The organism is Streptomyces sp. NPDC110618, assembly GCF_055657065.1.
This window is the reverse complement of sequence record NZ_JBVKBN010000002.1, coordinates 183,461-208,029: the sequence shown is the minus strand read 5'-3', so window position 1 is coordinate 208,029 and position 24,569 is coordinate 183,461. Positions and strand designations below refer to the sequence as shown.

The 24,569-nt window shown below is 72.6% G+C and carries 16 protein-coding genes; 14 read left to right on the top strand and 2 right to left on the bottom strand.

From position 1 onward, the window contains the following. The first annotated feature begins 44 nt into the window (after nt 1-44). The 5 genes from ACZ7L7_RS04025 (at nt 45) to ACZ7L7_RS04005 (ending at nt 7,098) form a co-directional block, all read left to right on the top strand. Entirely contained in the window at nt 45-1,538 is a 1,494-nt protein-coding gene (locus tag ACZ7L7_RS04025; protein ID WP_472074672.1) for a CYTH and CHAD domain-containing protein, read from the top strand. Nucleotides 1,539-1,619: 81 nt separating this feature from the next. Further along, nucleotides 1,620-3,584 carry a TIGR03960 family B12-binding radical SAM protein gene (locus tag ACZ7L7_RS04020; protein WP_472074670.1) on the top strand — a complete coding sequence of 655 codons (1,965 nt, stop codon included), beginning with the start codon at nt 1,620-1,622 and terminating at the stop codon, nt 3,582-3,584. 367 nt (nt 3,585-3,951) lie between these two features. Further along, entirely contained in the window at nt 3,952-4,365 is a 414-nt protein-coding gene (locus tag ACZ7L7_RS04015) for a hypothetical protein (RefSeq protein WP_285511102.1), read from the top strand. Between the two features lie 173 nt (nt 4,366-4,538). Further along, on the top strand, nt 4,539-6,602 hold the full coding sequence (locus ACZ7L7_RS04010) for a restriction endonuclease (protein ID WP_453605598.1): 2,064 nt from the start codon (nt 4,539-4,541) through the stop codon (nt 6,600-6,602). Between the two features lie 37 nt (nt 6,603-6,639). Next, nucleotides 6,640-7,098, top strand: coding sequence for a redoxin domain-containing protein (locus ACZ7L7_RS04005; RefSeq protein ID WP_453605600.1), 459 nt, complete (start codon nt 6,640-6,642; stop codon nt 7,096-7,098). Between the two features lie 6 nt (nt 7,099-7,104). Here the strand turns inward: ACZ7L7_RS04005 and ACZ7L7_RS04000 are convergent, their stop codons facing one another. After that, nucleotides 7,105-8,223, bottom strand: coding sequence for a glycosyltransferase (locus ACZ7L7_RS04000; RefSeq protein WP_285511105.1), 1,119 nt, complete (start codon nt 8,221-8,223; stop codon nt 7,105-7,107). 209 nt (nt 8,224-8,432) lie between these two features. On the opposite strand from ACZ7L7_RS04000, the gene ACZ7L7_RS03995 reads away from it, so the two are divergent. Continuing rightward, complete coding sequence (locus ACZ7L7_RS03995) at nt 8,433-9,869, top strand: glycosyltransferase family 39 protein (protein ID WP_471429394.1); 1,437 nt, start codon at nt 8,433-8,435, stop codon at nt 9,867-9,869. A 31-nt stretch (nt 9,870-9,900) separates the two neighbouring features. Here ACZ7L7_RS03995 and ACZ7L7_RS03990 read toward each other — a convergent pair whose 3' ends face one another. After that, complete coding sequence (locus tag ACZ7L7_RS03990; RefSeq protein WP_472074667.1) at nt 9,901-10,860, bottom strand: hypothetical protein; 960 nt, start codon at nt 10,858-10,860, stop codon at nt 9,901-9,903. 239 nt (nt 10,861-11,099) lie between these two features. Between ACZ7L7_RS03990 and ACZ7L7_RS03985 the strand changes: the two genes are divergently transcribed. From ACZ7L7_RS03985 to ACZ7L7_RS03950, 8 genes are all read left to right on the top strand, one after another. Beyond that, nucleotides 11,100-12,347 (top strand): hypothetical protein, encoded by a 1,248-nt coding sequence (locus ACZ7L7_RS03985; RefSeq protein WP_453605606.1) that lies wholly within the window; start codon nt 11,100-11,102, stop codon nt 12,345-12,347. Between the two features lie 47 nt (nt 12,348-12,394). After that, complete coding sequence (locus ACZ7L7_RS03980; protein ID WP_285511109.1) at nt 12,395-13,156, top strand: TIGR03936 family radical SAM-associated protein; 762 nt, start codon at nt 12,395-12,397, stop codon at nt 13,154-13,156. A gap of 262 nt (nt 13,157-13,418) precedes the next feature. Next, entirely contained in the window at nt 13,419-17,546 is a 4,128-nt protein-coding gene (locus ACZ7L7_RS03975) for an Rne/Rng family ribonuclease (protein WP_472074665.1), read from the top strand. Nucleotides 17,547-17,827: 281 nt separating this feature from the next. Beyond that, nucleotides 17,828-18,943: a DegT/DnrJ/EryC1/StrS family aminotransferase gene (locus ACZ7L7_RS03970; RefSeq protein ID WP_285511111.1), complete on the top strand. Its 1,116-nt coding sequence runs from the start codon at nt 17,828-17,830 to the stop codon at nt 18,941-18,943. 44 nt (nt 18,944-18,987) lie between these two features. Then, nucleotides 18,988-19,965, top strand: coding sequence for a Gfo/Idh/MocA family protein (locus ACZ7L7_RS03965; protein WP_285511298.1), 978 nt, complete (start codon nt 18,988-18,990; stop codon nt 19,963-19,965). Then, a complete protein-coding gene (locus tag ACZ7L7_RS03960; protein ID WP_472074663.1) occupies nt 19,955-21,601 on the top strand; it encodes a glycosyltransferase family 4 protein in 1,647 nt (548 codons plus the stop codon). The genes ACZ7L7_RS03965 and ACZ7L7_RS03960 overlap by 11 nt, the downstream gene beginning before the upstream one ends. Further along, nucleotides 21,598-23,247 carry a glycosyltransferase family 2 protein gene (locus tag ACZ7L7_RS03955; protein ID WP_471429387.1) on the top strand — a complete coding sequence of 550 codons (1,650 nt, stop codon included), beginning with the start codon at nt 21,598-21,600 and terminating at the stop codon, nt 23,245-23,247. Before ACZ7L7_RS03960 ends, ACZ7L7_RS03955 begins: the two co-directional genes overlap by 4 nt. Before the next feature lie 7 nt (nt 23,248-23,254). After that, nucleotides 23,255-24,538: a nucleotide sugar dehydrogenase gene (locus ACZ7L7_RS03950; protein WP_285511113.1), complete on the top strand. Its 1,284-nt coding sequence runs from the start codon at nt 23,255-23,257 to the stop codon at nt 24,536-24,538. Nucleotides 24,539-24,569: the final 31 nt, after the last annotated feature.

Genomic DNA, 24,569 nt, shown 5'->3' with positions numbered 1-24,569 from the left:
GGCGAGCCCTGTTGTCCCGCCATGACTCACACTAGATTCGGGTCATGGCGGACACGAAGCGCGAGATCGAGCGGAAGTACGAGTCCGACGAGAGCGGTCTGCCCGACCTGACCGGCGTGGCCGGGGTCGCGGCCGTCATCGACAAGGGCGTCGCCCATCTGGACGCCACCTACTACGACACCGAGGACGAGCGCCTGGCCGCCGCCTCGATCACCCTGCGCCGCCGCACCGGCGGCACGGACGCGGGCTGGCACCTCAAGCTCCCCGTCACCACCGGCGTCCGCGACGAGATCCACGCGCCCCTGTCCGACACCGTCCCGCGCACCCTCACCGGCCTGGTCCGCTCCCGCGTCCGCGACCACGCCCTGCTGCCCCTGGTCCGGCTGCGCTCCGAACGCGACGTCCGCCATCTCGTGGACGCCGACGGAGTACTGCTCGCCGAGGTCTGCGTGGACGCCGTACGCGCCGAGCGCCTCGGCACCGGCGCACAGGTCCAGTGGACCGAGATAGAGGTCGAACTGGCCGACGGCCGCGACCCCGTCGTCCTCCGCAAGATCGACAAGCGGCTGCGCAAGGCGGGCGTACAGCCATCGGGATCGTCCTCGAAACTCGCCCGGGCGCTCGCCGAGACCGGGAGCGGCCCTCGGCAACGGGCCGAACCGCCCTTGGTCACCGCGGGCGACCACGTCCTGGCCTACCTCCGGGCCCAGCGGGACGCCATCGTCGAACTGGACCCGGCCGTGCGGCGCGACGAGTACGACTCCGTGCACCGCATGCGGGTCGCCACCCGGCGGATGCGCAGCGCCTTCCGGTCCTTCGGCAAGGTCCTCGACCGCTCCGTCACCGACCCGATCGGCGAGGAGCTGAAGTGGCTGGCCGGGGAACTGGGCGTCGACCGCGACCGGGAAGTCCTCACCGAGCGGCTGACCGCCGCCCTGGACGACCTCCCCAGAGCCCTGCTGGCCGGCCCCGTCCGCACCCGGCTGCGCACCTGGACCCACGCCCGCCGCGGCGGCTCGCGCCGACGCCTGATCGCCGTACTCGACGGGAAGCGGTACCTGGAGCTGCTGGGCGCGCTGGACGCACTGGTGGACCGGCCGCCCCTGCGCAAGGCGGCCGCCAAGGACCCGGAGAAGGTGATCGGGAAGGCGGTGGCGAAGGACTTCAAGAAGCTGTCAGCCCGCATCGACGAGGCCCTGGCCCTGCCGCCCGGCCCCGACCGGGACCTCGCCCTGCACGAGGCCCGCAAGAAGGCCAAGCGCACCCGCTACTCGGCCGAGGCGGCGGTACCGGCCCTCGCAGACCGGGCCCAGGACCTGCTGAAGTCGATGAAGAACCTGCAGAACCTGCTCGGCGACCACCAGGACAGCGTGATGACCCGGCAGGCCCTGCGCGAGCTGGCCCGCACCGCACAGGCGGCGGGGGAGAGCTCCTTCACCTACGGGGTGCTCTACGGCAGGGAGGAGCGCCGGGCCGCGGACGACGAGGCGGAGCTGCCGGCCGCCTGGGACGCGATCAAGGAGCGGTCGGCCTTCTGAGCGTACGGGGCACCGCCGCGCTCGCGTTAGGCTGGATGGTCACCCCTGTCCGTTTCAGTCCAGCCCATGAAGGTACGCGAGATGCCTGCCGAAGTCGCTGCGTCGGTGTTCCCGCAGCTCGAAGCCCTGCTCCCGCATGTGCAGAAGCCGATCCAGTACGTGGGCGGCGAGCTCAACTCCACGGTCAAGCCGTGGGAGGACTGCGATGTCCGCTGGGCGCTCATGTACCCCGACGCCTACGAGGTCGGGCTGCCCAACCAGGGCGTCATGATCCTCTACGAGGTCCTGAACGAACAGGAGGGCGTCCTCGCCGAGCGCACCTACAGCGTGTGGCCGGACCTGGAGGCCCTGATGCGGGAGCACGGCGTCCCGCAGTTCACGGTGGACAGCCACCGCCCGGTGCGCGACTTCGACGTGCTGGGCCTGAGCTTCTCCACCGAGCTGGGCTACACCAACATGCTCACGGCCCTGGACCTCGCGGGCATCCCGCTGGAGTCCAAGGACCGCGGCCTGGACGACCCGATCGTGCTGGCCGGCGGCCACGCGGCCTTCAACCCCGAGCCGATCGCGGACTTCATCGACGCCGCGATCATCGGCGACGGCGAGCAGGCCGTGCTCGACATGACGAAGATCATCCGGGAGTGGAAGGCCGAGGGCCGCCCCGGCGGACGCGAGGAAGTCCTCTTCCGCCTGGCGAAGACGGGCGGGGTCTACATCCCGGCCTTCTACGACGTCGAGTACCTGCCCGACGGCCGGATCGCCCGTGTCGTCCCCAACAAGTCGGGCGTCCCGTGGCGTGTGTCCAAGCACACGGTGATGGACCTCGACGAGTGGCCCTACCCCAAGCAGCCCCTGGTCCCGCTGGCCGAGACGGTCCACGAGCGCATGTCGGTGGAGATCTTCCGCGGCTGCACCCGCGGCTGCCGCTTCTGCCAGGCCGGCATGATCACCCGCCCGGTGCGCGAGCGCTCGATCACGGGCATCGGCGAGATGGTCGAGAAGGGCCTGAAGTCGACGGGCTTCGAAGAGGTGGGCCTCCTCTCCCTCTCCTCCGCGGACCACTCGGAGATCGGCGACATCGCCAAGGGCCTGGCCGACCGCTACGAGGAAGACAAGATCGGCCTCTCCCTCCCCTCCACCCGCGTCGACGCCTTCAACATCGACCTGGCCAACGAGCTGACCCGCAACGGCCGCCGCTCCGGCCTGACCTTCGCCCCCGAGGGCGGCTCGGAACGCATCCGCAAGGTCATCAACAAGATGGTCTCCGAGGACGACCTGATCCGCACCGTCGCGACGGCGTACGGCAACGGCTGGCGCCAGGTGAAGCTGTACTTCATGTGCGGCCTGCCGACGGAGACGGACGAGGACGTCCTCCAGATCGCCGACATGGCGACCAAGGTGATCGCCAAGGGCCGCGAGGTCTCGCGCTCGAACGACATCCGCTGCACGGTCTCGATCGGCGGCTTCGTCCCCAAGCCCCACACCCCCTTCCAGTGGGCCCCGCAGCTCTCCGCGGAAGAGACGGACGCCCGCCTCGAAAAGCTCCGCGACAAGATCCGCGGCGACAAGAAGTACGGCCGCTCCATCGGCTTCCGCTACCACGACGGCAAGCCCGGCATCGTGGAAGGCCTGCTGTCCCGCGGCGACCGCCGCATCGGCGCCGTCATCCGCGCGGTCTACGAGGACGGCGGCCGCTTCGACGGCTGGCGCGAGTACTTCTCCTACGACCGCTGGATGCAGTGCGCGGAGAAGGCGCTGGCCCCCTACGGCGTCGACGTCGACTGGTACACCACCCGCGAGCGCACCTACGAGGAGGTCCTCCCCTGGGACCACCTCGACTCCGGTCTCGACAAGGACTGGCTCTGGGAGGACTGGCAGGACGCCCTCGACGAGACGGAGGTCGAGGACTGCCGTTGGACGCCTTGCTTCGACTGCGGTGTGTGTCCGCAGATGGACACCCACATCCAAATCGGCCCCACGGGCAAGAAGCTCCTGCCCCTGACGGTCAAGAACGCGGCACCGGCGCCCAGCGGCCACGCGCACTGAGGTGACCTGGGCACGCGTTGCCCCCGAGGCCGAGCGGATCTGAGTCGGCTCAATGTGCCCTCTCCCAGCTGGGAGAGGGCACATTGGCGTCTGGGGATGCCTTGACAGGTATCGAAGAGGTGCGACACGTCGCCTGAGTGGGTGCTCCCCGTTCGCCGTGAGGCTCCCGGCTTCCTGGCGTGGCCGTACCGGCTACGGAGGAGGCACCATGTCAGCGAATGAGCCGCCTGCGAGTGGGCCTCGATGGCACAACCCGGGCGACGGCGGTTCGCCCCCTCCCGGCCAATGGGCGCCCCCGCCCGGGCCGCCGCAGAAGAAGGAGCGGAGCCGCGGCTGTCTTTGGGGGTGTGTCGGCGCATTGGCGGCGGTGGTCGTCGTTCTCCTCGTCGTGCTGGTGATCGCGCTGGGCGATGACGACGACCAGGGCACCACTGCGGCGCCCACGAGGACCCCTGCCACGAAGTCGGCGAAGGAGCGGCCGGAGGCACCCAAGGGGGAACGAGCCGACCTCGTCAGCTTCCAGTTGGACGACCGTTCGCAGGGCGGATTCACCAATATCTGGGTGGTTTGGACGATCAAGAACAACAGCAGCGAGAAGTCCGACTACTCCTGGGACTGGGAGGCGGTTGACGCCGACGGCGCTCGGGTGGAGAACGGCACGCAACTGGAGACGGACGTGCAACCGGGCCAGACCGCCACGGGGCAGTACCCCACGACGCTGAAGACGGTGCAGGGCATCAAACTCAACATCACCGACTTCAACCGCACGGCCAGCTACTGAGCAGGACCTGATAGCCATATCCGCTGACCTGCGGCGACAGTCGATGAGGGCTGCCGTTGGCAAGTTGATGTCCAGGGCGGTGATTGCTGGATAAAGTCGGCTTGTTACACCTGGTTGCGGGGGCGGCCGGGGTTCGGTCGGCGTTGCCGACGTCCTGGGGAGGGCTTGAGCGGATGAGTCGTCGCTCTGCTGGTTTCATCGGTGCTTGGGCCGAGATGCAGCGGCAGCATCAACGTCAGATCGAGTCCGAGGAGAGGCGGCGACGGGAAGAGGCCCGTCAGGCGCGGCTCCGTCAGAGACACGCCGCTCAGGAGTACCGGGAGTTCCGGCAGGCGGAGGCGCGCAGGCGGACGGCGGAGTTGGACGAGCAGGTGGCGACCCTGCAGGGGTTGCTCACCGCGGGGTGTCGGGTGCCGGCGTTCCGGGCGTCGTCCCTGATGCGCGCGGAGCAGATTCCGCCGTTCGACCCCGGTCGGCTCGCCGTGCCCGTACGGATGCCGGACCCGAACCAGTACCAGGCGCAGGGAGGCTGGACCGCGAACCGGCGGGCGCAGGCCCAGGCCGAGGCGCGGGCCCGCTTCGAGCGGGACTGGCACGCGGCGCAGGCGGCGGAGGCTCAGCGTGTTCAGCAACTGGCCGCCGCCGAGCGGGAGTACGCCCAGCGGGCGGAGGCTCAGCGTGCTGAGGTGCGACGGCACAACGCGGGGGTCACTGAGGCTGTCGCGGGGGTGCGGCGGGGGGATCCGGAGTCGGTGGTGGAGTTCTTCTCTGCTGCGCTCTACTCATCGGCGGTCTGGCCGGAGGGTTTCCCGAGGCAGGTGTCGGCGGCCTTCGACTCGGCGGCGCGGCAGTTGGTGCTGGACTGGGAGATGCCGGGGTACGACATCGTTCCGGCGGCGAAGTCGGTGCGGTTCGTCCAGGCCGACAACCAGGACAAGGAGACGGCGCGTCCGGCGACCCAGCGGCGGGCGCTGTACCGGGAGGTGCTGGCGCAGAGCGTGCTGCTGGTGCTGCACCAGCTCTTCGGCGCCGACGAGTACGGCGTCCTCGACTCGGTCGCGCTGAACGGCTTCGTGGACGCCCCCGATCCCGCGACGGGCAGGCCGACGCGTATCTACCTGGCCACCGTCATGGCGCAGCGGGCGGCCTTCACCGATCTGCATCTGGAGCAGGTGGACCCCACCAGTTGCCTGACGGACGCGCTGCGGGGGCAGTTGACGGCCAAGCCCGACCAGCTCACCTCCGTGCGGCCGGGTCGGCAGCCCCAGGATGTCGCCAGTCAGGCGGTCCCCCGTGGCGACGGCAGGGACGAGCCCGACCTGTACGACATGGATCCGATCGCCTTCGAGTCGCTCGTCGCCGACCTGTTCCGCGCCATGGGCATGCAGGCGGTGACGACGCAACGGTCGAACGACGGCGGGGTGGACGTCGACGCGCTGGACCCGACGCCCATCCGGGGCGGCAAGATCGTGGTGCAGGTCAAGCGCTACCGCAACACGGTGCCGCCCACGGCGGTGCGTGATCTGTACGGCACGGTCCAGGACGTGGGCGCCAACAAGGGCGTCCTGGTGACGACGTCCGGCTTCGGCCCCGGCTCGCACACCTTCGCCCGCGGCAAGCCCCTGGAGCTGATCTCGGGCACGGAACTCGTCGACCTGCTGCACCGGCACGGGCTGCGCGGACGGCTGGGGGAGGGCGGGCGTCCGGCGGCCCCCGCGCGGCCGGAGCCCTCGGGGCCGGCGGCTCCTGCGGATGACTACAACGTGCTCGGGATGACGTGGTCGGGCAGTGTCGCGCTGGACGTCTGTGCCCTCGTCTGCCGGGGCAACCGTGTTCTGAGCGAGGACCACTTCGTCTTCTTCAACAATCCGCAGACCCCGGACGGCACGGTGCGGGCGGTGCCCCCGACGGCGCCGGACAAGGCGGCGATCCGGGTCTCCTTCGACGCGCTTCCGGCGGACGCGGACCGTTTCGTGCTGGTCGCCGCCATCGACCCCGAGGTGAACCCGCATGCCGACCTCTCCGGATTCACCGACGCCTGTATCCGGCTGCTGGACCCGTCGCTGACCGAACTCGGCCGCCTGGAGGTCTCCGACGGCCGCGCCGGTGAGACGGCGCTGGTCCTGGGCTCCTTCAGGCACCGGTCCAACGGCGACTGGGACTTCGTCCTGGGCGGCAAGGGCTACACCGGAGGACTGGAGCAGCTGGTCCAGGAGTACGGCATCGAAGTCGAGTAGGCAGACGGACATCACCACAACCACCCGGAGACATCACGTGCAGCGCACCGTCCTCACCACAGACGGCCCCCTCCCCGTCCCGTCCCCCGATCACCGGTGGACCGTCGTGTTCTTCATCACCGAGCCCGGCATCGGGGAGCGGTTGCCCGAGTTGGGCGGCTGTACGACAGGGCTGTGCTCGGCGCGGGACGCGGCGGCGCGGTTCGGGCGGGCCGGGGCCCGGGTGCTCGGGGTGAGTGCCCATGCGCCGGGGCACCTGGCCGAGTTCGCCGAGGAGCGCGCGCTGGGGTATCCGCTGGTCGGCGACGAGGATCTGGCCCTGGGCCGCGCCCTCGGCGTCCCCGAGGTGCGGGCCGAGGGGCGGGCACTGTTCGACCGTGCCGCCGTGATCCTCGACCGGGAGGGCCGGGTCCGGTCCCTGATCCACCCGGTGCCCGAGCCGGATCGGCATGCCGAGCTGGTGCTGGAGCAGCTCGCCGAGTTGGGTGCTTCCTGACGGCGGTTAGGCCGGTTGTCGTCGCGGTGCCGACATCGCCAGTTTCGTGCGCGCGAAGTCGTGGTTGGCCTTGACGCGGTCGCGGTGTTCCTCGGGGAGTGTCGTGGTGTCGAGGAGTCGTTCGCAGGTTTCCAGGGACTCCTGGTAGGCGCCCATCCAGTAGGCGGCGACGGCCAGTTCGTCCAGGCACTGCCAGTCGTACCAGGCGTGTTCCACGAAGAGGATGTCGTCGGGGAGGGGGAGTTCGGCGGCCCGGCGGGCGAAGAGGTAGGCGAGGGGCCAGCGTTCGCCCTGGGTGCGGCAGAGGCGGGCCAGTTCGCCCAGGGGTTCGGCCCGGGTGGGGCGGGATTCGTGGGCCTCCAGGAAACGGTTCATGACCTCCGGGGTGCGGCGGTTCAGGGTCATGGCCAGGCGGGCCGCGTAGAGGCGGGAGCAGAACGCCTCCTCGGCGAAGCCGTCCTCCATCGCCGCGCGGCGGTCGTACGCCGCCAGGGCCTTCGCGGGTTCGCCGGCGTCGCGATAGCTCTGGGCCAGGTAGAAGGCGTAGCGGGTGTTGCCGGGTTCCTTCGCCAGACCGTCCTTCAGGATCGCGGCGTCGCGCAGGTACTTCGCCCGCGTGGTGCCCTGTGAGCGGGCGCCGCCGCCCATGATGCGCATGCGGACGCCGTTGAGGCGGGAGCGGGTGAACTCCGGCCCGCAGTCCAGGTATTCGTGCAGGACACCGACGTACCGCCAGGGCAGGCGGGTCGAGACCAGGGCCGGGCGCCAGTGGACCACGGGGCCGTGGTGGACCTCGATGTCGTAGCAGTCGTGGGCCAGGTCGGGGCGGGTGAAGCCGGGGTCGGTCTCCAGTACGTCGTCGGCGTCGATGAAAAGGAGGTGGCTCGCCCGGTCCCGGGCGCGCTCGATGGCCTCCGTACGGCTCGCGCCGAAGCCGCGCCAGGGGCTTTCGTACAGGTCACCGGGCAGGTCGGCGAAGGCCTCGCGGACGATGTCCTGGGTGCCGTCGGTCGAGCCGGTGTCCAGGATCACCCAGGTGTCGACGAGCGGCCGTACGGATTCGAGGCAGCGGCGGATCACATGGGCCTCGTCCTTGACGATCATATTGAGGCAGACCGTTTTCATGGCTTTTTCTTTTCTCCGGAGAAAAGGACCGGCCGGTGAATTTATCGAGCCGTGGAGGCGGGCACAAGCAGCCACCGGCCGACCGGCCGGTATAAGTGGGGAGTTCCTGCTGCCGGACCGGAGAATTTCTTATGGTAATCACCGCGCAGTTGCCCCCGCCCCGCGAAGAATTCCGATCCTCCGCCGCGGACCGGTCCGCGCGGGGGCGGGTGGCGCTCTGGCTGGCGCCGTTCGTCCTCACGCTGGTGCTGGTCTCGTTCGGGCTGACCGGCCCGCTGCTGGGCCGCGACGAACTGGTCACCTGGGACATGACCGGCCGGGGCACCGGCCGCATCCTGGCCACCCTGCGCCATGTCGACGCCGTGCACGGGGCTTACTACCTGCTCATGCGCGGATGGATCTCGCTGTTCGGGGATTCCGTTCTCGCCCTTCGGCTGCCGTCCCTCTTGGCGGTCGCGGGTGCCGCATCCGTCATCGCACTGCTCGGGAACCGGCTCTTCGGATATCGGGCCGGTATTCTCGCCGGTCTGCTTTTCTCCTGCGTACCGGCGGTGAGCCGTTACGGGCATGAGGCCCGTTCGTACGCCCTGGTGCTGCTCGCCGTCTGTGTCGCCACGCTTTTGGTACTGCGGGTTTTGGACCGGCCCAACAGCCTTTTGAGGTGGGCGTCCTACGTCCTCGCGCTGGTCTTCACCGGAGCTCTCCACCTCATCGCCCTGTCCGTCGTGTGCGCACACGCCTGCCTCCTCGCCGCCCGCGCCCGGCAGGACCGTGCGCTGTGGTGGCGCTCGGCGCTCGCCCTGGCCGCGGTCGCCGCGTGCGTGACCCCGTTCGCCCTGCTCGGCAGGTCCCAGGCCGCACGCCAGCTGTACTGGGTTCCGGAGCCGGACGGCTGGGCCCTGCTCGCCCTTGCCCAGGAACTGTTCGCCTCCGCCCTGTGCGCCGGTGCCCTGGCCGCCCTCGCACTGGCGGCCCGTTCCGAGCGGCGGTCGGCGCTGGTGCTGTGCGGCGCCTGGGCGCTGCTGCCGCCGCTGCTGGTCTGGGCCCTCTCGCACGGGGAGGTGTCGTACTTCCGGGGTGTGTACGTCCTGTTCACCCTCCCGGCGTGGGCGCTGCTCGCGGGCTGCGGACTGGACGCCGTTCGGCGCTCGTGGAAGGCCGTCGCGGCCGGGGTGGCGGTGCTCGCCCTGCTGACGCTGCCGGACCACCGGCAGGTACGGGAGCGGTTCGCGCACAACGAGCCCGTGCCCCTCGACTACGCGGCGGCCGCCGAGATCGTGGAGCGAGGTCACCGGCCCGGGGACGCCGTCGTGTACGACCGGCACGACACCTGGCAGCTCGACGGGGGAGTGACGTACTACCTGCCGCGCGAACTGCGGCTGCGGGACGTCTTCCTGGCGCGGACCCCGGCAGAGATCGACGACCTCTACGCGGTCCAGTGCGCCGAACCCGAGCGGTGTCTGAAGGACGAGCGGCGGATCTGGCTGCTGACGGAGGGCGGGGAGTTCCCGTTCAACTCGATGGATCCGGCGCAGGCGGGCGCCCTGCGCAAGCGGTACACCGTGAAGCAGAGCACGCCGGTGACCGGGATGACGGTGAGCCTGCTGGAGCGCGTCGACGCGGCAGGGGGTGTCCGGCAGCCCTGACGCTCCGCCGGCCACCCCCTTGCGGGGCGTGTTACGGGACGATCGTCCCGCCGTTCTCCGCGCCGGGAGCGGGCTGGCGGTTCACCAGGGCCCAGGGGTTCTCGCAGGTCAGGAGGACATCGCTGGTGTCGATGTCGCAGGTGGTCTGGTAGACGGCACCGGTGGTGGTCATGACCTCGATGGCCATGTCGCCCTCGGTGCCACCGCCCAGGGCCTGCTGGGAGACGGAGATACCGCAGGCGTTTCTCGGGTAGCCGTCGAGGCCGCTGAGGTCGGTCCACAGGAACGGACCCGGGTCGGGCTGGAGGTCACGGATGCCCGCGTAGGCCCGGTTGATCGGGTCGGCCATGGTCGCCGGGGTCAGCGCTGCCCGCAGCTCGAAGTTGTTCGAGTCGCGGGAGGCGTCGATGTCCGCACAGGGGCCGGGAGCGCCGGTGGCACCCGTGGCCCCGGTGGCGCCCGTCGCGCCCGTGGCCCCGGTGGCACCCGCGGGGCCGGTCGCCCCGGGGGCACCCGTGGCACCTGTCGCGCCGTCCTCGCCGGGAAGACCCATGGCGCCCGTGGCACCGGTCGCCCCCGTGGCACCCGTCGCCCCAGCGGGGCCCGGCCGGCCCATGGCGCCCGTGGCACCGGTCGCACCCGTGGCGCCCGTCGCGCCCTTCGGGCCGGGTCGGCCCATCGCACCGGTCGCCCCGGTGGGGCCCTTCGGTCCGGTGGCACCCGTGGCGCCGGTCGCGCCGCGGCACTTGTCCTTGCCCGCGTACGACGCCCCCTCGACCGCTCGCGGCTTGTGCGGCTTCTGGGGCTTGCAGTCCTTGTCGGTGTACGACGTCGCGAACGACCGGGCGCCGGACACGGCGCCGGCGGCGGCAGCGGCGGGTGTGACCACGCCGGCCGCGATGACCAGGGCCAGCGAGGAGACCACGCCTGCCTGCTGGAATCTCGCCCGGGCGACCGGCCCGAGCAACGACGGTCTGGGTCGAGGACTCATGGGCTTGCTCCTTGCACGAAACGGGTCCGGGGGAGTCCCGGACCTCGCTGCGAGAGTGACCCGTGGCCGCCGCGAGCGCTGTCGCTTCCGTAAGGGACGCGCCGTCAAATCGGTACAACGGTCTAGCGCACAAGTGCGACGCACCGAGCGGGCCGGTGAAAGCGTGACGGCGTGAACCCGTGACGGCTTCGCAACACCCGGGGCGCATCCGTGCCGAGCAGGCAGGCGTCTTGAGCGGTATGGAACCGCGGAAACCTCTGCCCGAGCCCCGACGCCCCGAGGGGCAGCCCGAGGGCTGCCTGGTCACCGCCGTCCGCATCCCCGTGCGGATCGTCGTTCTGGTGCTGGTCCTGCCCGTACGCATGGTGTGGGACGCCCTGGTCGTCGCCTGGCGGTTCCTGACCGACACCGTGTTCCGGCCCGCCGGCCGCGCCCTCGCCTGGCTCGGCCGCGCGCTGTTCGTGTGGCCCTTCGTGGGGCTGTGGCGGTACGTACTGGTACCGCTCGGCAGGGGGCTCGCCTGGCTCGGGAAGGTACTCGTCGTGGTGCCGGTGGTCTGGCTGTACCGGGCCGTGCTGACCCCGATCGGGCACGGATTCCTCTGGTTGGGCCGGGGGTTCGTGGCGGGGCTCGGGTGGCTGTACGCGCGCGTGCTGACGCCGATCGGGCACGGCTTCCTGTGGGTGGGCCGGGGGTTCGTGGCGGGACTCGGGTGGCTGTACCGGGCCGTCCTCACGCCCATCGGGCACGGCTTCCTGTGGGTCGGCCGCGGCATCGTGGCCGGGCTGGCATGGGTGTACGCGAGCCTGCTGACCCCGGTCGGACGCGCCTTCCTGTGGCTGCTCAGGGGCATCGGCATCGGGCTCGTCGCGCTCGGCACCGCCGTGTTCACGGCCGTCGCCTGGCTCGTGCGGTACCTGCTCGTCGTACCGGCGCTGTGGCTGTACCAGTGGGTGCTCACGCCGATCGGGCACGCCCTGGTGTGGACCGCGCGGGGGATCGGGCTCGGGCTGTACTGGATCGGGCGGGTGCTGTTCGTGCTGCCCGTGCTCGGGCTGTGGCGGTGGGTCCTGGCGCCCGTCGGGCGGGCGCTGGCCGTCGTGGGGCGGGAGATATGGGACGCGCTCGGGCACGCCTGGCGGGTCGCCGGACGGATCTCGCTCGCCGTCGGGCGGTTCTTCGGGACCCTCTTCCGGTGGATCTTCGTCGAGCCGGTGCGCTGGCTGTACCGCACCGTCCTCACCCCGGTCGGGCACGCCGTACGGGACGCGGTGCTGCGGCCCTGCGCCGAGGCCGCGCGCGCTGTCGGGCGGGCCACCCGGCAGGCGCTCGCCTCCGCGCGCGAGTCCGTACGGCAGGCCCGCGCCGACTTCCGGCGCATGCTGTTCGGGGAGCCCCGTAAGCGGGAAGCGGTGGACCGGCGGGAACCCCGGGGCGCCGGGACGCGTACTCTTGGTAGCAGCACGACCGTTCTCACGAAGGAATGACGACACTGGGCAAGCGACAGCCCGAAGGCCCGCCGCCCGCTCCCGCGGTGCAGCGCATCCGACTGCGCTACACCAAGCGCGGCCGCCTCCGGTTCACCAGCCACCGTGACTTCCAGCGCGCCTTCGAGCGTGCGCTGCGCCGCGCCGAGGTGCCCATGGCGTACTCGGCGGGGTTCACGCCGCATCCGAAGGTGTCGTACGCCAATGCCGCACCCACCGGCACGGGCAGTGAGGCGGAGTACCTGGAGATCGCGCTCACCGAGGCGCGGGATCCGGAGCAGCTCCGGCGGACGCTCGACGAGTCGCTGCCCGCCGGGCTCGATGTCATCGAGGCGGTCGAGGCCCGCACCTCCGGGCTCGCCGACCGGCTCACGGCGTCCGAGTGGGAACTGCGGCTCGACGGGGTGGAGGAGGCCGAGGCCGAGCGGGCCGTGGCCGCGTTCACCGCCGCCGAGACCGTCGAGGTCCAGCGTCTGACCAAGAACGGCGTCCGCACCTTCGACGCCCGCGCGGCGGTCGTGGATCTTGCCACGCACAGTACGACGGCTGATAGGCCGACCGACCAGCCCTGTGCGATACTGCGGCTGGTTGTTCGGCACGTGACGCCTGCCGTACGACCCGACGACGTCCTGTCCGGTCTCCGCGCCGTGGCCGACCTGGCGCCGCCGGTCCCCGCAGCGGTGACCAGGCTGGCGCAGGGGCTGCTCGATGAAGAGACCGGCACGGTGACCGACCCGCTCGCGCCCGACCGCGAGGCGGCGACGGCCCCTGCGGCCGGATCCGCTGCCGCCGCGAAGGCACCGGCGTAAGGAAGGTCCCGCGAAGGGACGGACGTCGTAGCGCCGCCCTCGTACTCGGGAGCCACCTGGGTCGGGCAGCGCACCGACCAGAAGACTTTCGCCAGGCCGTGCGCATGAGGCGTACGGAACCGGCGAGACAGGACACAGAGAGCTCCCGTGCGGCGCCCGCGCCCCGGACGGCGGCAGTCGCGCACGACGCGAGCCGCGGACGTCACCGGCACACCGCCGGACCAGGCGCGGCGCCCGGGAGCCTGACGGGAGATACGCCCGCATGCTCGAACCGACCGAGCCCACCCAGGGCTCCGAACCGAACACCCCCAGCGACACCCTGCCGCCGCGCCGTCGGCGGCGTGCCGCGTCCCGGCCGGCGGGCCCGCCGGCCGCTGCCTCCACCACCGACTCCGTGACCGGGGCCGCTCCGGCCATACCGGACGCCGAGGCCGAGAAGACCGAGGCCGTGGAGTCGGCGGTCGAGGAGACCGCGATCGCCGAGGCCGTGCAGGCCGAAGAGGTCACCGTGGCCGAAGAGGCCGCCGCCGAGGACGAGGAAGCCGCGGAGGAGGCCGAGAAGGAAGAGGCCGTCGCCGTCGCCGACGAGCCCGCCGTCGGCCGTACCCGCCGCCGTGTCGTCCGCCGGGCCTCCGCGCCCGCCGGTGCGCCCGTGAGCGTCGAGGCCGCCGAGACCATCGTTCCCGCCGACAGCCCCGCCGAGGAGCCCGCGCCCGCCACCGAGGCCGTCGAGGCCGCCTCCGGTGCCGCGGCCGTGGAGGAGGCGGCACCGCGCCGCACCCGCCGCCGCGCCACCCGCACGGTCACCACGCCCGCCCCCGCCGAGGAAACGGCGGACACGGCGCAGACGGCAGCCGCCGACGAGCCCGCGCAGGCCGAGGAGGACGCCGCGCCCAAGGCCCGTACGCGCCGCCGCGCGACGCGGAAGACGACCGCGCCCGCCGAGCCGCCCGCCGCCGAGGCCGCCACCGAAACCGAGTCCACCGAGCCCCCCGCCGAAGACACCCCGGCCGCGTCCGAGGACGCCGCCCCCCGTCGTACCCGTCGGCGTGCCACGCGTCGTGCGTCCGCGCCCGCCGGGGCGCCCGACAGCGTGGAGGCTGCCGTGACCACTCCTGACGAGAGCACCACGGACGAGAGCGGCACCGAGACGCCCGCGCCCGCCGCAGAGGCCGAGAAGACCGGATCCGAGAAGGCCGGGTCCGAGCAGACCGAGGCCGTCGAGGAGGCGGCTCCGCGCCGTCGCCGCCGGGTCGTGCGCGCCGCGGCCACGTTCTCCGAGCCCGCGCGGCCCGCGGAGGCGGAGCCCGAGGAGGAGCCGGCCCCGCGTCGTCCGGCACGGCCCGCCGTCGCCGTGTTCCAGCCGCCCGTCTTCACCGAGCCCAGGTTCCAGACCCCGGAGCGCGCCGCCGCCGAGGCCGCCGCCGAGGCGACGGACGTGCCCGTCGAGGCCGAGGAGACCGAGGAGTTCCCGGAGGAGCCGACCGGCGGTCGCCGCCGTCGCCGTCGCCGGGGCTCCGCCCTGGCCGAGGAGACCGAGACCGCCCGTACCGAGATCGCCCGTACCGAGACCGCCGAGGACGAGGCGGAGGAGGCCGAGGAGGCCGCGGAGGACGCCGCCGAGGGCGAGGACACCGAGGAGACCGGGTCGCGCCGTCGCCGTCGCCGGGGCGGCCGTCGCCGTCGCCGCGGTGAGTCCGCCGACTCCGACGCCGAGGGCGGCGAGGCCGGTGACGCCGAGTCCGAGGACACCGCCGCCGAGCAGGCCGCGCAGGACGCCGAGGACACCGCCGAGCAGGAGGAAGAGGACGCCGACGAGGCCCGGGGCGAGGAGGGTGGCTCCTCCACCTCCAGCAGCCGCCGTCGCCGTCGTCGTCGCCGCCGGGCCGGGGACAGCTCCACCGATGCCGAGCCGTCCGCCGACGACCCGGAGCGCACCGTCGTCAAGGTGCGCGAGCCGCGCCCGAAGGCCGAGCCGTCCGACGAGGTGCAGTCCATCAAGGGCTCGACCCGTCTGGAGGCCAAGAAGCAGCGCCGCCGCGAGGGCCGCGAGCAGGGCCGCCGCCGGGTGCCGATCATTACCGAGGCCGAGTTCCTGGCCCGCCGCGAGGCCGTCGAGCGCGTGATGGTGGTCCGCCAGCACGGCGACCGCACGCAGATCGGCGTCCTGGAGGACGGCGTGCTCGTCGAGCACTACGTCAACAAGGAGCAGTCGACCTCGTACGTGGGCAACGTGTACCTGGGCAAGGTGCAGAACGTGCTGCCCTCGATGGAGGCCGCCTTCATCGACATCGGCAAGGGCCGCAACGCCGTGCTCTACGCCGGTGAGGTCAACTTCGAGGCGCTGGGCATGGCCAACGGCCCGCGCCGCATCGAGTCCGCCCTGAAGTCCGGCCAGTCGGTGCTCGTCCAGGTGACGAAGGACCCGATCGGGCACAAGGGCGCGCGTCTGACCAGCCAGGTCTCCCTGCCGGGCCGCTACCTCGTGTACGTGCCCGAGGGCTCCATGACCGGCATCAGCCGCAAGCTGCCCGACACCGAGCGGGCGCGGCTGAAGACCATCCTGAAGAAGATCGTCCCCGAGGACGCGGGCGTCATCGTCCGTACGGCCGCCGAGGGCGCGAGCGAGGACGAGCTGCGCCGCGACGTCGAACGGCTCCAGGCGCAGTGGGAAGAGATCCAGAAGAAGGCCAAGAGCGGCAACGCCCCGACGCTGCTCTACGGCGAGCCGGACATGACGGTCCGGGTCGTCCGGGACATCTTCAACGAGGACTTCTCCAAGGTCGTCGTCAGCGGTGACGAGGCCTGGTCGACGATCCACGGGTACGTCTCGCACGTCGCCCCGGACCTCGCCGACCGGCTCCAGAAGTGGACCAGTGAGGTCGACGTCTTCGCCACGTACCGGATCGACGAGCAGCTCGCCAAGGCGCTGGACCGCAAGGTCTGGCTGCCCAGCGGCGGTTCGCTGGTGATCGACCGGACCGAGGCGATGGTCGTCGTCGACGTCAACACCGGCAAGTTCACCGGCCAGGGCGGCAACCTGGAGGAGACGGTCACCAGGAACAACCTGGAGGCGGCCGAGGAGATCGTGCGCCAGCTCCGGCTGCGCGACCTCGGCGGCATCATCGTGATCGACTTCATCGACATGGTGCTGGAGTCCAACCGGGACCTGGTGCTGCGCCGCCTGCTGGAGTGCCTGGGCCGGGACCGTACGAAGCACCAGGTCGCCGAGGTGACCTCGCTGGGGCTGGTCCAGATGACCCGCAAGCGGGTCGGCCAGGGCCTGCTGGAGTCGTTCTCCGAGACCTGCGTCCACTGCAACGGCCGCGGTGTCATCGTCCACATGGAGCAGCCGACCTCCGCCGGGGGCGGCGGCAAGCGCAAGAAGCGCGGGCGCGGCGGTGACGGGCACGTGCACGAGGCGGAGGCCGCGACGGCCGCTGTGGAGGCGGCCGAGCCGGAGACGGAGACCGCCGCCGAGGTGGCGGCCGAGGTCGCCGAGCCGGTCGCGCTGCCCGCGCCGGAGTTCACCCCGGACGAGGAGCTGTACAGCTCGGTCGCCGAGGCGGAGGCCGCGGTCGCCCGCGGCGGCCGCACCCGGCGCCGCGCGAGCCGTCGCGCCTCGGCCCCGGCCGGCGCGCCCAAGGCGGAGGCCCTCAAGGCGGAAACCGGGGCCGTGGCGCAGGAGCAGGCGCCGACCGCGCAGGACGTGACCGTCGAGCAGGAGGTCGAGCGTCCGGTGCGGCCGGAGCCGGCCGCCGAGGCGCAGGCCGAGCCCGCCGCCGTGGAGGACGCGGTCGTCGAGACCCCGGCCGCCCCGGCCGAGGAGGCCGCGCCCAAGGGCCGTACGCGACGCCGTGCGACCCGCAAGGCGACCGCGCCCGCCGGTTCGCCCGCGGGGGCGGAGGCCGCCGTGGTGACCGTGAGCAGCGAGCCCGAGGAGGCGCCCGCGCCCGTCGAGCCCGTCGCCGAACCGGCTCCCGAGCCGGTCGCCGAGGAGCCCGCCGAGCCCGCCGCCCCGGCCCGTCCGCGCCGCCGTGCGGTGCGCAAGGCCACCGCGCCGACCGCGTCCGAGGAGGCGGCCGTCGTGGTCGTCCCCGCGGCCGCGGAGGCGGTCACGGAGTCCGTCACGGAGACGCCCGCCGAGGAGGCCGCGGCAACCGCCCCGGCCACCGAGGAGGAGCCCGCCCCGGCCAAGAAGGCGGCGGCGCGCAAGACGGCGAAGAAGGCGACGGCGAAGAAGGCCGCCACCAAGAAGACCGCGGCCAAGAAGACGGCCGCGAAGAAGACGACCGCGAAGAAGGCGACGGCCAAGAAGGCCGCGGCGAAGAAGACCGTGGCGGCGGAGCAGACCGCGCCGTCGGTCTCGGCCACGACCGACGAGGCCTGACACAACGCTCCGGGGTCGTCCGACCCCGGTCCGGCCCGAGCGCGGGGCACCGGTGAACACCGGTGCCCCGCGCTTTCGCGTTCCTCCCGTCGCGTCATTACCCGCCGTAACCCGTTTGTCCCGGTTTCCTCCCGGTCACCCTTTCTCCACTTTCCGTGGCTTTCCGAGCCGCAGCGAGAACGTCCAGGGATGCGGACGCACTGCGCTCGACGACCGTCCCTCCCCGGCCCGGCACGACGCGGTGCGCCCTCTTGCGGCCGCCGAGGAGGAGAGGGAGTCCCATGAGTGACGCCCAGGAGCCGGTACCGGCTGCCAGGCCCGTGGTCGACGAGGAGGAGATCGGGGCCGTGGTGCGCGTGCTGCGCGGCGGGCATGTCGTCCAGGGGCCCGAGGTCCGGGCCTTCGAGGAGGAGTTCTCCGCGCTGGTGGGCGGGCGGCACTGCGTCGCCGTCAACTCCGGCACCTCCGCCCTGCAGCTGACGCTGATGGCCCTGGGGATCGGCCCCGGCGACGAGGTGATCGTCCCCTCCTTCTCCTTCGCCGCGACCGCCAACGCCGTGCGCCTGGCCGGCGCCGACGTGGTCTTCGCCGACATCGACGCCACCACCTTCTGCCTGGACCCGGACGCCGTCGAGGCCGCCGTCACCCCGCGCACCGCCGCCGTCCTGCCGGTCCACCTCTACGGCCACCCCGCCGCCATGGACCGGATCACCGCGGTCGCCGGCCGGCACGGGCTCGCCGTCGTCGAGGACGCCTGCCAGGCGCACGCCGCCGCGCTGCACGGCACACCGGTCGGCGCGTTCGGGGTCGCCGGAGCGTTCAGCTTCTACCCGACCAAGAACATGCACAGCCTTGAGGGCGGCATGGTCTGCACCGCCGACGCGGAGATCGCCCGCACCCTGCGGCTGCTGCGCAACCAGGGCATGGAGCAGCGCTACGCCCACGAGATCGTCGGCGCCAATGTCCGGATGACCGATGTCTGCGCCGCGGTGGGCCGGGTGCAGCTGGCCAGGCTGCCCGGGTGGACCGAGCGGCGGATCGCCAACGCCGCCCACCTCACCGAGCACATCACCGCGCCGAACGTGGTGACGCCCCAGGCCGCCGAGGGCGCCCGGCATGTGTACCACCAGTACACGGTGCGGGTCCGGGGCGACCGGGACGCCGCGAGCGCCCGGCTGACCGAGGCCGGGATCGGCAGCGCCGTGTACTACCCGACCCCGATCCACCGGCTCAAGCCGTACTGGGAGCCCGACCAGAAGGCGGGCCGGGGCTGGGACCTGCCCGAGACCGACCGCGCGGCCGCCGAGGTCGTCTCGCTCCCGGTCCACCCCGCCCTGACCCGGCGGGAGCTGGACCGCGTCGTGACCGCTGTGAACACCCTGGGGGTACAGCTGTGAGCAATTCGAGACCCCTGCGGGCCGGACTGGTCGGCCTCGGTTCGATGGGCCGTCACCACGCCCGGGTCCTGGCCGGTCTGGAGGGCGTCGAGCTGGTCGGCGCCGTCGACCCGATGGGCGACGCCAACGGCGCCGCGCAGGGCACTCCGGTGCTCGCCGGTGTGGAGGAGCTGCTGGCGCTCGGCATCGACTACGCCGTCGTCGCCTGCCCGACCGCGCGGCACGAGGAGATCGGCCTCGGGCTCGCCGAGGCCGGGGTGTGCGCGCTGATCGAGAAGCCGGTCGCCGACACCGTCAAGGGCGCCCGCCGCCTGGTCGAGGCGTTCGAGTCGCGCGGACTGGTGGCCGGTGTCGGTCACATCGAGCGGTGCAACCCGGCGCTGCGCTCGCTGCGCGCCCGCCTCGAAGCCGGCGAGCTGGGCGATGTCTACCAGGTCGTCACCCGCCGCCAGGGCCCGTTCCCGCACCGCATCGCCGACGTCGGCGTGGTCAAGGACCTGGCCACGCACGACATCGACCTCACCGGCTGGGTGACGGGCCATGTGTACGTGTCGGTCGCGGCGCACATCGTGTCCAAGAGCGGCCGCCCGCACGAGGACATGGTCTCCGCGGTGGGCCGGCTGGACGACGGCACCATGGTCAACCACCTGGTGAACTGGCTCAGTCCGCTCAAGGAACGCTTCACCTCGGTCACCGGCGAGCGCGGCTGCTTCGTCGCCGACACCCTCACCGCCGACCTCACCTTCCACTCCAACGCGGCGGTCGCCACCGAGTGGGAGGCGCTGCGCGCCTTCCGCGGCGTCTCCGAGGGCGACATGATCCGCTACGCCATCCCCAAGCGGGAGCCGCTGCTGGTGGAGCACGAACTGTTCCGGGACGCCGTGCTCGGCAGACCGTCCGACATCTGCACCCTGCGCCAGGGCATGCGCACGGTCGAGGTGGCCGCGGCGGTCCTGGAGTCGGCGGTCTCGGGACGCAGCGTCGAGCTGCAGACGGAGGAGCTGGCGACCCATGGCAACTGAGTACGGCACCGGGACCCCGCCGCGGGCCACCACGGCAGCCGAGCAGGGCGCTGAGACCCCGCCGCGGGCCGATACGGCAACTGAGTACGGCACCACGGCCCCGCCGCCGCGCCCCACGCGCGGACGGATCGTGATGCTCGTCGACAACGGCGTGCACGGCGACTCCCGCGTGCAGAAGGAGGCCCGCTCGGCCGCCGAGGCAGGCTGGGACGTCGTCCTCCTCGGCCGGGCCAGGGGCAAGAAGGGGGAGACCTGGCAGATCGGCTCGGCCGAGGTCCGGCTGATCCCCGTGCCCGGACCGATGGCCCGGCGCCGCCACGAGTACCGGCGCGCCGTGCTGCGCTCCCCGCTGGCCTACCGGCCCGGCCCGCTGGCCGAGTACCGCAGGCAGCGCGTCAAGGCCTGGCGCGCCGACCTCAGTATCCGGCTGATCCTGGCCCGGCAGGAGGGCTCCGCCCCGGCCCGGCTGTGGCTGACGGTGCCCCGGCTGACCGCGCGGCTGACGTACCCCTGGGTGAAGCTGCGGCACCGCAGGACGCGGGCGCTGGACAAGCGCCGCAAGGAGATGGACGCGCCCCTGGACCGGTTCACGACGGCCTTCTGGCTCAGGACCATGGGCGACCGCAGCTGGCGCCGCCTCGACCCGCACCTGTGGGACATCGAACTGGCCTTCGGCAAGGTCGTCGACGCGCTCGAACCGGACATCATCCACGCCAACGACTTCCGCATGCTCGGCGTCGGAGCCCGGGCCAAGCTGCGGGCCGGCGCCCGCGGCAGGGACGTCAGGCTGGTCTGGGACGCCCACGAGTACCTGCCCGGCATCAAGCCGTGGAGCCCGCATCCGCGCTGGCACGTCGCCCAGTGCGGGCACGAGCGGGAGTACGCCCGGCACGCCGACGCGGTCACCACGGTCTCCGAGACCCTCGCCCACATGCTCCAGGAACGGCACGGGCTGGGGGAGCGGCCCACGGTCGTCCTCAACGCCCCGGAGGCCGAGATCCCGTCGGAGCAGGCCGGTGAGCCCGTCCCGGACCTGCGCGAGCTGTGCGGGGTCGGACCCGGGGTGCCGCTGGCCGTGTACAGCGGCTCGGCCGCCCCGCAGCGCGGCCTCGACATCATGGTGGAGTCCCTGCCGCTGCTGCCCGAGGTGCACACGGCGTTCGTCGTGCTCAACCCCGAGTCCGGGTACCTGCGGAGCCTGCGGGCGCGGGCGGAGGAGCTGGGGGTCGACGGCAGGCTGCACATGGTGCCGTACGTGCCGCACTACCAGGTGGCGCGGTTCCTGTCGGCCGCGGACGTCGGGGTCATCCCGATCCATCACTGGCCGAACCACGAGATCGCGCTCATCACCAAGTTCTTCGAGTACTCCCACGCCCGGCTGCCGCTGGTGGTCAGCGATGTGCGGACGATGGGCGCCACGGTGACCCGGACCGGCCAGGGCGAGGTGTTCCGCGCCGAGGACCTGGAGGACTACGTACGGGCGGTGAAGTCGGTTCTCGGCGACGCCGAGCGGTACCGCGCCGCGTACGACGCGCCGGGGCTGCTCGACACGTGGACGTGGGAGGCGCAGGCCGAGGTGCTGGACGGCGTCTACGCCCGCCTCGCCGCCGAGCGAGCGCCGGGGACGCGGGCATGACCACCCCCGACGTCACCGTGATCGTCGCCGTCTACAACACCATGCCCTACCTGACGGAGTGCCTGGACTCGCTGATCAGGCAGAGCATCGGCACCGACCGGCTGGAGATCGTCGCCGTCGACGACGGCTCCACCGACGACAGCGGAGCCGAACTCGACCGCTTCGCCGCACTCCACCCCGGCACGGTGACCGTCCTCCACCAGGCCAACTCCGGCGGCCCCGCGGCCCCCAGCAACCGCGCCCTGGAGGTGGCCAGGGGCCGGTACGTGTACTTCGTCGGCTCCGACGACTACCTCGGCGAGGAGGCGCTGGAGCGCATGGTGTCCTTCGCCGACGAGCACGGCTCGGACGTCGTCGCCGGCCGGATGACCGGCGTCAACGGGCGGTACGTGCACCAGGCGCTGTACCGGGAGAACGCGGCCGACGTCAGCCTGTACGACTCCGCGCTGCCCTTCACCCTCGCCAACACCAAGCTGTTCCGGCGGGAACTGGTCGACCGGTACAAGCTGCGCTTCCCCGAGCATCTGCCGGTCGGCAGCGACCAGCCCTTCACCATCGAGGCGTGCGTACGCGCCCGGCGGATCTCGGTGCTGGCCGACTACACCTGCTACTACGCGGTCAAACGCGGCGACGCCGGCAACATCACCTACCGGGCCGACCATCTCGCCCGGCTGCGGTGCACCGCGGAGATCATGGACCTCACCGCACGGCTCGTCGAGGCGGGGCCGCGCCGGGACGCGGTGCTGCGCCGCCACTTCACCTGGGAGCTGGCCAAGCTCGTCCAGGACGACTTCCCGGCCCTGGACCGGGCGCTCCAGCGGGACATCTGCGCCGGGATCGCCCGGCTCGCCGACGCCTACTTCACCGACGGCATCCGGGACGCCATGGACGTCAGGCGCCGGGTGCGGATCTGTCTGGCGCGGGCCGGGGCGGTGGAGACGCTGTGCGAGGCGATCACCTCGGAGAGGCTGCGCGGGGCACCGACGTTCGTCCTGGAGGGCGAGCGGGGCTACGCCCGCTACCCGGGGTTCCGCGACCCGGACGTCGGTCTGTCCGACCGGTGCTTCGAACTCGTGGGCGAGTCGGTGCCGGGGCGGCTGGCCGAGGGCACCGAACTGCTCGCCTCCGACTGGGAGCAGCGGGGCGAGCAGATCATCTACACGGCGTCGGTGCGCATCGGCGTCGTCGGCGAGGTCTCCGGCGCCGTTGTGCGGCTGGTGAGCGGGGCCATGCCGGCGTCGGCCGACAAGCCCGGCGCCCGCAGGCTGCCCGAGGGGCACCGCCTGCCCGAGCCGGTCGGGGAGTTCCGCACCGAGCCCACCGAGGACGGCTCCGGCACGGTGCTGCACGCCCGCGTCCCGCTGGAGCGGCGCGACGCCCGGCTGGGCGTGCGCGTGTACGTGGACGTCGCCGGGGCGACGTACGAGATCCCCGTGCGGGGCCGGGGCAAGCCGATGCCGCTGGCCCGGCGGTGGGGGGCCTACGAGGACCCGTACCGGGCCTCGGCGCTGGTCAACGCCAAGGGGCGCGTGGTGATCGACACCGCGCGGATGTTCCCGCCGAAGCCGTCCCTGACCGCGCGGGTGCGGGCGCGCCTGGCACGCGCCGCGCAGCCCTCGCGGGCCGCCGCCAAGAGGAAGCCGTAGGACCGCCATGGACATCTGCGTAGTAGCGCTCGGCAAGATCGGACTCCCGCTGGCCGTGCAGTTCGCCACCAAGGACCACCGGGTCGTGGGCGCCGACGTCGACGAGCGGGTGGTGGAGCTGGTCAACGCCGGTGCCGAGCCGTTCCCCGGCGAGTACGACCTGGACGTACGGCTCAAGCGGGCCGTCGACGCCGGGCTGCTGACCGCGACGACGGACACCGCGGCCGCGGTCGCCGCCTCCGAGGCCGTCGTGGTGGTCGTCCCGCTGTTCGTCGACGCCGAGGGCGTGCCGGACTTCGGCTGGATGGACGCGGCCACGAAGGCGATCGCCCAGGGCCTCAGGCCGGGCACGCTGGTGTCGTACGAGACGACGCTGCCGGTCGGCACCACCCGCACCCGGTGGGCGCCGATGCTCGCCGAGGGCTCGGGACTGCGCGCCGGGGACGGCTTCCCCCTGGTCTTCTCGCCCGAGCGGGTCCTCACCGGCCGGGTCTTCGCCGACCTGCGCCGCTACCCGAAGCTGGTCGGCGGCATCGACGAGGCGTCGACCGCCCGGGGCGTGGAGTTCTACGAGCGGGTCCTCGACTTCGACGAGCGCCCCGACCTGCCGCGGCCCAACGGCGTCTGGGACCTCGGCACCGCCGAGGCCGCCGAGCTGGCCAAGCTCGCCGAGACGACGTACCGGGACGTCAACATCGGCCTGGCCAACCAGTTCGCGCGCTTCGCCGACGCCCACGGCATCGACGTCCTGAAGGTCATCGAGGCCTGCAACTCCCAGCCCTACAGCCACATCCACCAGCCGGGGATCGCCGTCGGCGGCCACTGCATCCCGGTCTACCCGCGGATGTACCTGTGGAACGACCCGGCGGCCACCGTGGTGCGCTCCGCCCGCGAGGCCAACGCCGCGATGCCGGCGTACGCCGTCGACCTGCTGGAGGCCGCGTACGGCGACCTGAGCGGGGCGGACGTCCTCGTGCTCGGCGCCGCCTACCGCGGCGGTGTGAAGGAGACCGCCTTCTCCGGGGTCTTCGCCACCGTCGAGGCGCTGCGGGCGCGCGGCGCGGTGCCGTACGTCTCCGATCCGCTCTACACGGCGGAGGAGCTGGGCGCGCTGGGGCTTCCCCCGCACCGGGGCGAGAGGGTCACCGCGGCCGTCGTCCAGGCCGACCACGCCGAGTACCGCGAGCTGACCCCGGCCGACCTGCCCGGAGTCACGGTCCTGGTGGACGGCCGCCGCACCACCGACCCGGAGGCGTGGAAGGGCGTGCGGAGGGTGGTCATCGGGGGCTGACGGCGGCGGCGCGGTCCCGTCGGGGCGGTGA

What these genes read in the sequence shown, in the direction of transcription:
- ACZ7L7_RS04025 (WP_472074672.1), top strand. Translation starts at nt 45, where the DNA reads ATGGCGGACACGAAGCGCGAGATCGAGCGGAAGTACGAGTCCGACGAG.
- ACZ7L7_RS04020 (WP_472074670.1), top strand. Translation starts at nt 1,620, where the DNA reads ATGCCTGCCGAAGTCGCTGCGTCGGTGTTCCCGCAGCTCGAAGCCCTG.
- ACZ7L7_RS04010 (WP_453605598.1), top strand. Translation starts at nt 4,539, where the DNA reads ATGAGTCGTCGCTCTGCTGGTTTCATCGGTGCTTGGGCCGAGATGCAG.
- ACZ7L7_RS04000 (WP_285511105.1), bottom strand. Translation starts at nt 8,223, where the DNA reads ATGAAAACGGTCTGCCTCAATATGATCGTCAAGGACGAGGCCCATGTG.
- ACZ7L7_RS03990 (WP_472074667.1), bottom strand. Translation starts at nt 10,860, where the DNA reads ATGAGTCCTCGACCCAGACCGTCGTTGCTCGGGCCGGTCGCCCGGGCG.
- ACZ7L7_RS03985 (WP_453605606.1), top strand. Translation starts at nt 11,100, where the DNA reads ATGGAACCGCGGAAACCTCTGCCCGAGCCCCGACGCCCCGAGGGGCAG.
- ACZ7L7_RS03975 (WP_472074665.1), top strand. Translation starts at nt 13,419, where the DNA reads ATGCTCGAACCGACCGAGCCCACCCAGGGCTCCGAACCGAACACCCCC.
- ACZ7L7_RS03970 (WP_285511111.1), top strand. Translation starts at nt 17,828, where the DNA reads ATGAGTGACGCCCAGGAGCCGGTACCGGCTGCCAGGCCCGTGGTCGAC.
- ACZ7L7_RS03965 (WP_285511298.1), top strand. Translation starts at nt 18,988, where the DNA reads ATGGGCCGTCACCACGCCCGGGTCCTGGCCGGTCTGGAGGGCGTCGAG.
- ACZ7L7_RS03960 (WP_472074663.1), top strand. Translation starts at nt 19,955, where the DNA reads ATGGCAACTGAGTACGGCACCGGGACCCCGCCGCGGGCCACCACGGCA.
- ACZ7L7_RS03955 (WP_471429387.1), top strand. Translation starts at nt 21,598, where the DNA reads ATGACCACCCCCGACGTCACCGTGATCGTCGCCGTCTACAACACCATG.
- ACZ7L7_RS03950 (WP_285511113.1), top strand. Translation starts at nt 23,255, where the DNA reads ATGGACATCTGCGTAGTAGCGCTCGGCAAGATCGGACTCCCGCTGGCC.